This is a genomic window from Rathayibacter sp. AY1D2, from assembly GCF_002932695.1.
GTDB lineage: Bacteria > Actinomycetota > Actinomycetes > Actinomycetales > Microbacteriaceae > Rathayibacter.
Genome location: NZ_PSVX01000134.1, coordinates 1 through 721, shown reverse-complemented (window position 1 = coordinate 721; position 721 = coordinate 1). Strand labels below are relative to the sequence as shown.

Below are 721 nucleotides of genomic sequence, written 5' to 3'. Positions count from 1 at the left end.
GGCCCGGTCCCTCAGGACCCAACAGCGTGCATGTACCCGACTCCACCGCCCCGACGCGTTCCCAACCCGAAGGCTGTACTGACGCGAGACGATCTCACCGAGCACCTAGTTCAATGTTCCACCCATGAGCTACCAGCAAAGACATTCGCTTTGATCTGGCGCCTGGAACACCCTGCGGTGTCCAGATGCTCCTTAGAAAGGAGGTGATCCAGCCGCACCTTCCGGTACGGCTACCTTGTTACGACTTAGTCCTAATCACCGATCCCACCTTCGACAGCTCCCTCCTTGCGGTTAGGCCACTGGCTTCGGGTGTTACCGACTTTCATGACTTGACGGGCGGTGTGTACAAGGCCCGGGAACGTATTCACCGCAGCGTTGCTGATCTGCGATTACTAGCGACTCCGACTTCATGAGGTCGAGTTGCAGACCTCAATCCGAACTGAGACCGGCTTTTTGGGATTCGCTCCACCTTACGGTATCGCAGCCCTTTGTACCGGCCATTGTAGCATGCGTGAAGCCCAAGACATAAGGGGCATGATGATTTGACGTCATCCCCACCTTCCTCCGAGTTGACCCCGGCAGTCTCCTATGAGTTCCCACCATGACGTGCTGGCAACATAGAACGAGGGTTGCGCTCGTTGCGGGACTTAACCCAACATCTCACGACACGAGCTGACGACAACCATGCACCACCTGTATACCGACCTTGCGGGGCAACCAT

Annotated in this window: 1 rRNA gene; it reads right to left on the bottom strand. The window is 56.9% G+C overall.

Going from position 1 to position 721, the window contains the following annotated elements:
- Positions 1–196: 196 nt before the first annotated feature.
- Positions 197–721 (bottom strand): 16S ribosomal RNA (locus tag C5D04_RS17775); the annotation flags it as partial.